The following is a 9,099-nucleotide window of genomic DNA, read 5'->3' on the forward strand; positions in this document are numbered from 1 at the left end:
TACCTGCCCGATAACCCCTGGATCCACCAGCCCTTCGAGCCCTACGAGCAGATGACGCCCCAGCAGTTGATGGAGTCCCTGCGTTCTTCGGGTTAGCTTGATCCCCATCTCGACGGCAGCTCAAAGCGAGGTAGTCCATCCAAGACAGGCTGGATCCCTGCTGGGATCTGCTCATGAGCAAGAGGATAGTGATAGTTGACCTGGGCCAGCAGCCGTTTCCACTGCTCCGAATTGAGAGCTTTGACCAGAGAAATAGACGGCTCTCCCTTTAACTCATAACCTGACTCGATTAGTTTGAGGGCAACGTTAGTTGCTGCTGTTGCCAGGACTGAGTCTGCCATTCCATAGTCTGGCTCTGCGGATACAATCAGGGCATAATCCTGAGGGCTTGGGCTAAGCAGAATAAACTCCAGTAAGAGCTCCAGACTGGAAATAGTTGCTTCCTGGAAACTGGGATCCCAGTTTGGGAAGAGAACCAGGTTAAGTTGGCTAAGGTAAATTTCTGAAGTAGCAGTATCCAGATGTTCTTCAAGAGGGCTAGTTTGCCCAGAGTTGCACCTCAAACAAGCTTTACTCTGTTGAAACCTAAGGCTTAGGTCAATTCTCTCGTCTTCCGTGGTGAGTAGTGTATGACTAGCCTGTTTTTTGCTGCTGCTAGTTAGGTGTAAGATGGAAATAGGGGTGTAGGGTAGGTAAGGCTCAACAAATAAACTGCGCTTTGGATCCCACCTCGGTAAGCCATAGTGGCAGGTCCAATTGCAGTAAGCTGGCAGAAGTTCTGTTTCCTCCAATAAACCGTCTAGGTAGACGGCAACGTTTAAGGCAAGCTGGTCAGTTAGAACCGAAGGTCTTTTGGCTAAGGCTTGAGCAAGGCGAAGATCCCAGAAGTTCCAATGCGGAGCACTATAAAGTAGTGCAAAAACACCTGCGTTGAGAAGAGGATAAGTGTGCAGATCATCAACATTTAGGTTAGGAAAGTAATGCCTATAGGCTTTGGATAGTTCGATTAAGTGTTCTTTTGATCCATAAAGTAGTCTGTTTCCTCGATCAATCTCTGGTACGATGGCCAGGCCTCTTTTTTTACTTCCCTGAATGAGTAAGTCAATTCCAAACCATTCTTGAACCCAGGCATCTGCATCAAGCCAGATATAAACTTCATAGCCTGGAAAGTACTTAGGAAGGTGCGGTCGGGCCAGAAGCCCCCGCAAGTATAAGGGTGCATTCTCAATACCAGGAAACGTGTATTCCCAGTCCGGCTCAACAACATAGTTTACGTTTTCCAAAACCCAGTTTATTTCTTCAAGTGAGCAGCCTAGGTTAAAGAAGCCTATATCGATTAATTGACCTTGCGGCTTATATCGAATAGAAAGAATCGTTCCTTTAACCAGGTCAAAAAAATGAGAATCAGCACCAGTGATAATAATTGCTGAGCTCATAGAGAAACACACCTGCAGAAAGCCTAAGCTCGGTTAACTTGCTAGGCTACTCTACTTGATCGCAATTACATTTAGGCTAATGGGCTCGCCTAAAAAAGACATGTCACTGCAATCATTAAATAAGCCAAATTTATCAACCTTACGAATAATCCTGAAACCTGCTTGAGTTAGTAACATAAACAGGTACTCCCAAGAGAAGCCAACCTTGTGGTAGTCATATTCATCAGTTTGTCCACCAAACATCATGCGCATAACTCTAAATCGCTCCTCAGGCGAGACTCCTTCTCTCAAATAAAGACGACAAAGAGTAGGCAGATCAGGAACGCTGATCATCAACTCGCCGCCAAAACGCAAAACTCGATGCCACTCTTTGAGAACAATTGGAAGTTCTCGAATGTAATCAAAGTGCTCTAGGACATGGGAAGCATAGATGGCCTCTACGGAGCCATCGGCAAATTGACTGAGATCCTTAGCATTTCCCACGTAGTCGACGTGCTCCCTTGCCTGAATATCCAGGATCTTCCAATCGGGGTGAGGTTCTTTACCTCCAATGTGAAGGCGGATACGCTGAGTAGACCTAGGCTCAGCTTGATTCTCTTGCAAAGGCGGAACAGATTCAATTAGCTGATGCTTGTACGCAAGATCAAAGTATACCTTCTCCATGGCTCTGGCTAGGCGCTCTGGATCCCAAATTATCGATCTGTCATAGGAATCTCGAATGGTTTGCTTAGCTTTTTTCAGGAGTTCTGGATTATTGGCTAGTTGGATCCCACGCTCGATAAACTCTTCAATTGACCAGGCGATACAGTCATCAAGACCTACATTCTTGAGTAAGCTGTAGCTCATTCGACCAAAGTAGTGCCTACCGACTAAGGTCAGCACCGGCAAGCCCATATACAAGGCTTCCATTGTATGAGTGGCCCCTGTGTAGGGAAATGTGTCTAGCATCAAATCAAATAGACCTAGCTGACCACGATGTAAGCCTGTGTATTCTGTTCTTGCTAGGAAGCGAATTCGATCCTCGACTCCCAGTTCTTTAGCTCTTTTTCGATACATCTCAATCATTGACGGAGCTTCCCCCTTGCCTTTTACAACCAGTACGGCATTGGGAGAATTGAGTAAGATCCTCAAATGAGCTTCTACACACTGGTCATTGCGCTTATATGCATGAGCAGCTGTAAAAAGGAGAGTATTTTTAGGGGTAATGTTCAGCGTTTGAGAAAATACTTGATGATCTTGGGGATCTACGGCAAGTTGGCTAACAGCAGCATAAGCAGGCAAGCGAATTAACTCCTCCCGGTAGTCCTCTTTCGCCTCATCCGGGAGTAGATAAGGATCAACAAAGAAATAGTCTAGAGTTGGTAAGCCGGAAGAGTCTCCTCCCAGCCAGCTACACTGAATAGGAGCACAACGATATGCCATAACATAGTTGCTAATTCGATCTGTCAGCGAGTCAAGATGTACAAGAATGTCAAGATTGTCGTCTCTTATTGTTCGCAGAATCTCCTTTAGACTTGTGTTTTTGGGAAACTGACGGAAATGAGCCTTGTGGAGGAGAAAACTTTGATAAAGAGGATCTGAGGAGAGAATTTCTTCCGTCGCTAGGCCCATTAAGTAGTAGTAATAGACTTCTATATTCTCAGTATCGTGGGATGCAAGTATTTGTTGAGACATTAGGCCTACAGAGTGACTCATAAAACATATACCCAGGTAGCCAACTCTCAGCTTTCGAGGGCAGGAGCTGCGATGCTGATTTGCTAGGTTTTGGGATCTGCTACTGAAGCTATCCAGATCTAAGTTTTCTCGGTAAGATAGAAGAATAGAATAAAGTATGTCGGCAGAGATCTGAGTTAGCTTTCGTATAGTCTTTCTATCGTCGCTAACATAGTTGATAAAAAAACAGACTGAAAACATAAGAGCGCGAGCAAGACTCTGAATATTGTCGTTTACAGGTTCTTGGTTAATTAGTTTCTCCTTTATAACTTGTAAACTTTCTAGTGGCCACAAGCTCAGGAATCTGTCAATAATAAGCTTTACCTTGTCTGTGAGAGCTGCTTTGGCAAACAAGGCCATTGCGTTCTCTAGAAGATAGATGAAGTTAGCAGATTTCTCTTCTTCCTCTGAGGCAAGTGAAAGTAGTTTTTCTGCCACTACTGAGTACCCCAGACTTTTCGATTCTTCCATCAGCCTATAAATGAGCTCTATCCCGAAGCCGGACAGCCAATCTTTTGATGTGGAGAGTGCTTTATAGGATTCAGCCCTCTCAGGAAGATAAATCTCCGAGAGCAAGGATAGCGCCGCCATAACCGAGCGACGCCGTGGCTGAGGCATTTTCTGGGCAAAGACTTCCAGGAGATCAAAGAAGACCTCCAAGTATCCTTCGTCCAAGAGATGGCGGGCAACGTCCAGGAAGGCAATTTCTTCCGATAGGTCGACAATTTCTGGCCCAGAGCTTATACTCTCAGCTACTGCTGACGCATAGGTGAGGATTGCCAACTCATCTTCTCTCTTGATGGCGTCGTAGAGCAAGAGTAGATTATTAGACTTCTGCAACGGATCTAGCTCAAAGACGAGCTCTCTTATCTTTAATGAATGATTGTAAACGATCTTCGAGTGGTGAATGGGTTGCTTGCCGGCTAAGAAGGCTATTTCTCGAGCTGTCTCGAGCATGAGCGAGATCAGCTTTTCTCGACTAAGCAAAGAAATGCCTTCCACTCTCAGTAAAGCGTTGTAAAGAGGATAAACCTTTCTGGGCTCTATGTACAGAAGTTTACGGATTGCTATTTCTGTGGCTTCTTGTAGTGTTCCCGGGGCATTCTTCCAGTCGGTTCTGAAGTCAGGGTAGATAACTTTTGTTAGCACCTGTCCCCACTGCAGAGGGGAAAGAACATCGGCATAGGTTCTAGCCCAGTCTTGAAAATCCATTTCGGAGCGGGCAAGGGCAGCTCGCCCTCGAGCAGCAACCTCTTCTAAGGTGAAAGATTCAGGAAGTGGCATTGACTCAGGAAGGCACTGGGACAAGTTGGCCTCATTATGCCATAGCCCTGAGCTGAGGCGGTTCAAGGGAGTCGACCACACACGGGGATAGCTTGGTGGCCCCGCACTCAAGTGCGGGGCAGAAAAGCCCGTAAGCAACTTGAGTTGCTATCCCTTCGCGCCAGCGGGCCGGAGGCCTTAGCAAGCACCTACTACGGTGGAAAACCCGACCAGTGCAGAGCGTGGGGGCGTTGCTCAGCAAAGTAAGCAGAACCTTAGCGCTTTGCTCTAGGGAACTGCGTAGGGGCATCTTGACAGCACCTTTATGAGTCCGCGTGTGGACTGTGTAAGAATCCCCCGACTTTAGTCGGGGGAGTGTCAATTGCCCGTAGCGTGAGCCTGTTTCCAGCTCAACCTTCGCACCGTGGGGGGCAGGCTTCCCGGTGGGCAAGACTGTAGCTGCTTGGAGAGGAAGGTGGCTACCTAGTTCCCCTTGGCAGAATCCGGGAGAGGCCAACGAGAAGAGCTCGGCAGCTCCGCCTGCAGGGCCAATAGCCGAGGGCGGGCTGGGCACTCTCGGCAACGTTTACAAAGACTTGTCTGGGGGATGTTATGAACTCGAGCGGGGGTGGGTAGCCTAGTAGTGTCAACAGAAGGCACAAGCGAGCCTTCCTCTAACTCTCAAGGGAGTAACGAATCATGAGTGCAAAACTGCGCCACTCTTTACTTCGCGCAAAGCTCTCTCAGTTCTTGCTTTCTCGCGCCAAGGGCTTCACGCTGATTGAGCTGCTAGTGGTGATTGTAATTGTAGGCGTCTTGAGCGCTATTGCAATTCCCCAGTTCCTGAACCAGATCCGTCGCTCTCGCGTGGCAGAAGCCCAGGCTGCTCTGACCGATGTTTCTCGTGGTGCTGAGGCCTATCGGATGGACTGGACTCAGTATCCTACGGCATATGAAGTGATTGGCCGTGGCTGCAGTACTGAATGGTGTGGTCCCACCAAGGATAAGTACCAGAACGATCCTTGGTCTGCCCCCAACTACGGCGCTCCTGCTATGTCAGTGGATACCCCCGCTCAGCGCGGCTTGATCATTGCGGTTCTTGGTAATACAAGCGTTAACCCTGCCTATGTGAACGCTGGTGGCTACCCCATCCTCTGTGAGATCGGCCTTGGGCGGGGTGAGAAGCTGGTAGCTACCGGTGAATACTATGTCGGAAAGTCTTGTAATGTTTTCTCTACCGAAGATTCAGGGGTGACAATAGAAGAAGGCGAGCTGACGCTGGATCCGTTCGGTGAGGGCGATGAAGAGTACGATCTGACAAGTGAAACTGCTACGACTTTCTCGTAGCAACAATCCCAGTAACCCTAAGTCAAGGCTAAGTGACTATTTTGCTCCCTGTGACTGGGGAGCTTTTTTTGGTATCTTGGCAAGTCATCAGAGGGTTCTCGGCTGGCAAATGATGCTCTCTGGATTGCCATCCTAAGCAGCGTTTCTGGAGATCTGTGAGGTGCAAACACAAGCTCAAACCCTACCGCGCAAAGCCGGCGCAGGAACGGGGGTTCTTCCTGGTGGAAGTAGTGACCACTGCAAAAAGGGTTGTCAGGATGTGTCTAATTTCTCACTTAGTCAGGTTTGGAAAGTTTGAGGCCCAAAATAGCTCATCTCACCACTTTATGGTCGTTTCAAACGAGATTGAGACACCTTTGCTGCCGATCCAAGGGCTCGACGCCGCCAGCCCGTTTGCGACAGCGTTGCGTAGCAATAACGATTTAGGGAGATGTTTTATTGCTATTTGAAATAGCAGAGCTACCCATGGCTGATCCTAGGTTGAGGGTCAAGGGATCCTTTCTCACTTGGCCTGACTTCTGTGGCTAATCTATAGAGACCAGCAGAGCTATCTGAGCAGGGAAGAGGGCGAGGGTTGGAGGTACCGAGACCCTAACCAGGCCTGAGAGGGCACAATAAAGATAAGACTTCCTCTTCCTGTCTTTGGTCAGACAATGCCGAGACGAGGTAGAAAACAGAGGGGACTTCCTTTCCGAGAAGCCAAGACAGCCCTACAGAAGCTGGATCTGGAGCGTATCGCTGTACTGAGGGTAGCAACAGATGGACAAGAGGTGGAGATGTTGACTAGCTTGGAGCTGTGGCTCAAGGACATCAAGGTCATCTATGTGGAGTTTGGCTCGGAGCAAGACCGCAAGCAGATTGACCGGATGCGGGATCCTTCTCACATAATCTGGCGGGGGATCATGTCTCAGGGTAGCCAGGGCTGTCTGTGCTACCTGAGTAGAAGCTACATTCCAGACGGAGCTAATGACTAAAATAGGAGAGTGAGCTATGGAAAACTCTGAAAATACAGCTCTGCAGCCTCGGGTTCTACTGAGTTGGCCAATTTCACCAGACTATGTACCTCCTCCAGTTTTTTCCAGTCAACAAGTGACCTTGTGCCCGAGAGGAGGAGCTAAAGGTTTTGTAGAATCCTCTAGCGTCTGTCAAGATCTCATTAAATGTCCAGAGGAAGAGTATGACATTTACGACTTTATACAAAAATCATCTCAAATTGAGAATAAAAGATTTGACTTACTAATCGTTCGAGCATCTAGTTGTGAGCCAAGCATCCCTATCAATACTAAAAAGCTTAAGTGCCCGACTGTTTTACTTGCAGGAACCACTCATCAGGAGCGTTTTCCAATTAGCTATCTCTTAGCTTACTGTGCAACTGAAGACTTTGACTACATCGTTACTCCTATCAACCGTCATCACTTGCACTGGTTTGCAGCAGCAGGGTTTAGCAATACAGCGTGGCTGCCACTCATACACATGCACACGGTTACTCATGAATGGGTGGAGACCAGAGAAGACAAAGTTGCTTTTTTAGGACATGCGGGTAGTTTTCATCCAAGGCGAGTTCGGCTGCTCAACACTCTAAAGGAGGCCGGCTTGCCTCTAGTAGCAAAGTCTGGAACTAGGGAGGAAGGTGCTCGCTTGTTTGCTCACTCCTTAGTTTCATTTAACTGTAGCTTAAACGGAGACTTTAACCTAAGAAACCTCGAGATTATATCCGCAGGAGGATTTCTGTTGACAGATCGCTTATCGTTTGCTTCTGGTTTTGATGAGTATCTTACTCCAGGCTTGTACTGTGATGTCTATGACTCCGAGTCTGAGCTAGTAGAAAAAGTCAAGTTTTACTTGGAGAACCCAGAGTTAGCGACAGAAATCGCGAGAAGAGCCTACGAGAAGTTCTTTACAGGCTGGCACCCAAGGTATCGGGTAGCTGACCTGATGAACTGGGTGTTTAAGGGAGAACTGCCTGAATTTTACGCGGGCAACTCCGATCCTCGATTCTTCATTAGCACCTCTAATAACGATCTTATGGATACACGGCTAGCTATCTATGAATCTGTTCAGGAGCTACACCGGGTAGAAGAGAGACTTAAGATACTGGTTAGTAAGGAGTGTCCAGTAGCAATTGTCTCGGATCTCCTAGATCTGCCTAGGCTAGAAGTCTACGCTGAGGCTGGCTTCCCAGTGTCTGAGCTTCCGAAGACAGATAGAGTCACATCCAGAGTGGATGTTTTTAAGGAGGGACATAACTATTCGAACGGTGGTATTTGGGATGTTTTAATTGTCAATTCCAGCAACGACCTTATTTCTCAACTTTTACCTTACTCTAAGTTTGCTTTTGTCCTTGGAGACCAGAATCAGATAGTATTTTCCAACGCAACGAGATTGGCAAACATTGAAACAATTTATTATAGTTTGTCTAGAGCAGACGGCTCCTCCTGTCGAGTTGAGATACGCTTTTATAAGGAAGGAGAAGACTCAACAAGATATACTTTTGATGAAATATTTAGAAAGCAATCTTACCCGTTTCTAGACTTTGTCGATGATGTATCACTAATAGTTGACGTAGGAGCAAACATTGGTATTGCCAGCACTTACTTTCGAGCATTGTACCCAAATGCCAAGATTCTTTGTTTTGAGCCTGATTCATTGGCCTTCCACTTGTTAAAGCTAAACAGTGTCACAATAGGGAACTGCGATTTGTACCCATTCGGCTTATACAGCGATGACATTGACAAAGTTTTTTACAGTAGTCTCATAACACCTTCCCATAGCTCTGTATACAAAAATCGAGACACTGCTTTCCCAAGAATTGTCCGTTTTGTAAAGGCGAGCTCATTTTTAAAGAGCATTGGCATTGCAAAAATTGATATCCTCAAGATAGACACGGAAGGCTGTGAGACCCAAATACTGAAGGATCTCTTTGAGATGTTAGCTGACGTTAAGATAATATACTTAGAGTTTCATTCAGAGGAAGATAGGCGAATAATCGATCAAATTCTGAGTACCACCCATGTTCTCTGTAGGGGAAATATATTTGACGCACATCGAGGAACGCTTTGCTACTTAAACAAGAAGAACATCCTTCATAATCCATTGATAGAGCCTCTTCGGTAGGAGCAGTTTATTTAGCCAACCAACGACCAGCCTGGTAAGGCAGACTCTAAACTGCTCCTCTAACTTACTTGTCCATCACTACATCGAGATCCACCCCCAGTTCTCGCAGCTTTTGGGCCAGGCGCTCCGCCCGCTGTTCGGCCTGCTCAGCTCGTTGCCGTTCTTGTTCAGCCCTTTGCCGCTCCAGTTCGGCCTCGGTGGGCACCAGCTCTCCAGCAGGCGTGGC

5 protein-coding genes and 1 pseudogene are annotated in these 9,099 nt (G+C 47.2%); 3 read left to right on the forward strand and 3 right to left on the reverse strand.

The window, feature by feature from the left end:
* Positions 1-92 precede the first annotated feature (92 nt).
* A complete protein-coding gene (locus NW863_RS11140; protein WP_414366395.1) occupies positions 93-1,436 on the reverse strand; it encodes a hypothetical protein in 1,344 nt (447 codons plus the stop codon).
* A gap of 51 nt (positions 1,437-1,487) precedes the next feature.
* The gene (locus NW863_RS11145; RefSeq protein ID WP_414366396.1) at positions 1,488-4,433 is read right to left on the reverse strand and encodes a methyltransferase domain-containing protein; all 2,946 of its coding nucleotides are present in this window, start codon (positions 4,431-4,433) and stop codon (positions 1,488-1,490) included.
* Positions 4,434-5,111: 678 nt separating this feature from the next.
* Between NW863_RS11145 and NW863_RS11150 the strand changes: the two genes are divergently transcribed.
* The 3 genes from NW863_RS11150 to NW863_RS11160 all read left to right on the forward strand — a co-directional run bounded on the left by NW863_RS11150 (position 5,112) and on the right by NW863_RS11160 (position 8,873).
* Positions 5,112-5,759: a type IV pilin protein gene (locus NW863_RS11150; protein WP_414366397.1), complete on the forward strand. Its 648-nt coding sequence runs from the start codon at positions 5,112-5,114 to the stop codon at positions 5,757-5,759.
* Between the two features lie 776 nt (positions 5,760-6,535).
* The gene (locus NW863_RS11155; protein ID WP_414366398.1) at positions 6,536-6,733 is read left to right on the forward strand and encodes a hypothetical protein; all 198 of its coding nucleotides are present in this window, start codon (positions 6,536-6,538) and stop codon (positions 6,731-6,733) included.
* A gap of 16 nt (positions 6,734-6,749) precedes the next feature.
* Positions 6,750-8,873 carry an FkbM family methyltransferase gene (locus NW863_RS11160; protein ID WP_414366400.1) on the forward strand — a complete coding sequence of 708 codons (2,124 nt, stop codon included), beginning with the start codon at positions 6,750-6,752 and terminating at the stop codon, positions 8,871-8,873.
* Between the two features lie 64 nt (positions 8,874-8,937).
* Here NW863_RS11160 and NW863_RS11165 read toward each other — a convergent pair.
* A pseudogene (locus NW863_RS11165) lies at positions 8,938-9,099 on the reverse strand (Uma2 family endonuclease); the annotation flags it as partial.

The sequence above is a fragment of the Synechococcus sp. B60.1 genome, from assembly GCF_047462555.1.
Lineage (GTDB): Bacteria > Cyanobacteriota > Cyanobacteriia > Thermostichales > Thermostichaceae > Thermostichus.

Coding starts and splice junctions, on each gene's coding strand:
- NW863_RS11140 (WP_414366395.1), bottom strand. CDS start 1,436: ATGAGCTCAGCAATTATTATCACTGGTGCTGATTCTCATTTTTTTGAC.
- NW863_RS11145 (WP_414366396.1), bottom strand. CDS start 4,433: ATGCCACTTCCTGAATCTTTCACCTTAGAAGAGGTTGCTGCTCGAGGG.
- NW863_RS11150 (WP_414366397.1), top strand. CDS start 5,112: ATGAGTGCAAAACTGCGCCACTCTTTACTTCGCGCAAAGCTCTCTCAG.
- NW863_RS11155 (WP_414366398.1), top strand. CDS start 6,536: ATGTTGACTAGCTTGGAGCTGTGGCTCAAGGACATCAAGGTCATCTAT.
- NW863_RS11160 (WP_414366400.1), top strand. CDS start 6,750: ATGGAAAACTCTGAAAATACAGCTCTGCAGCCTCGGGTTCTACTGAGT.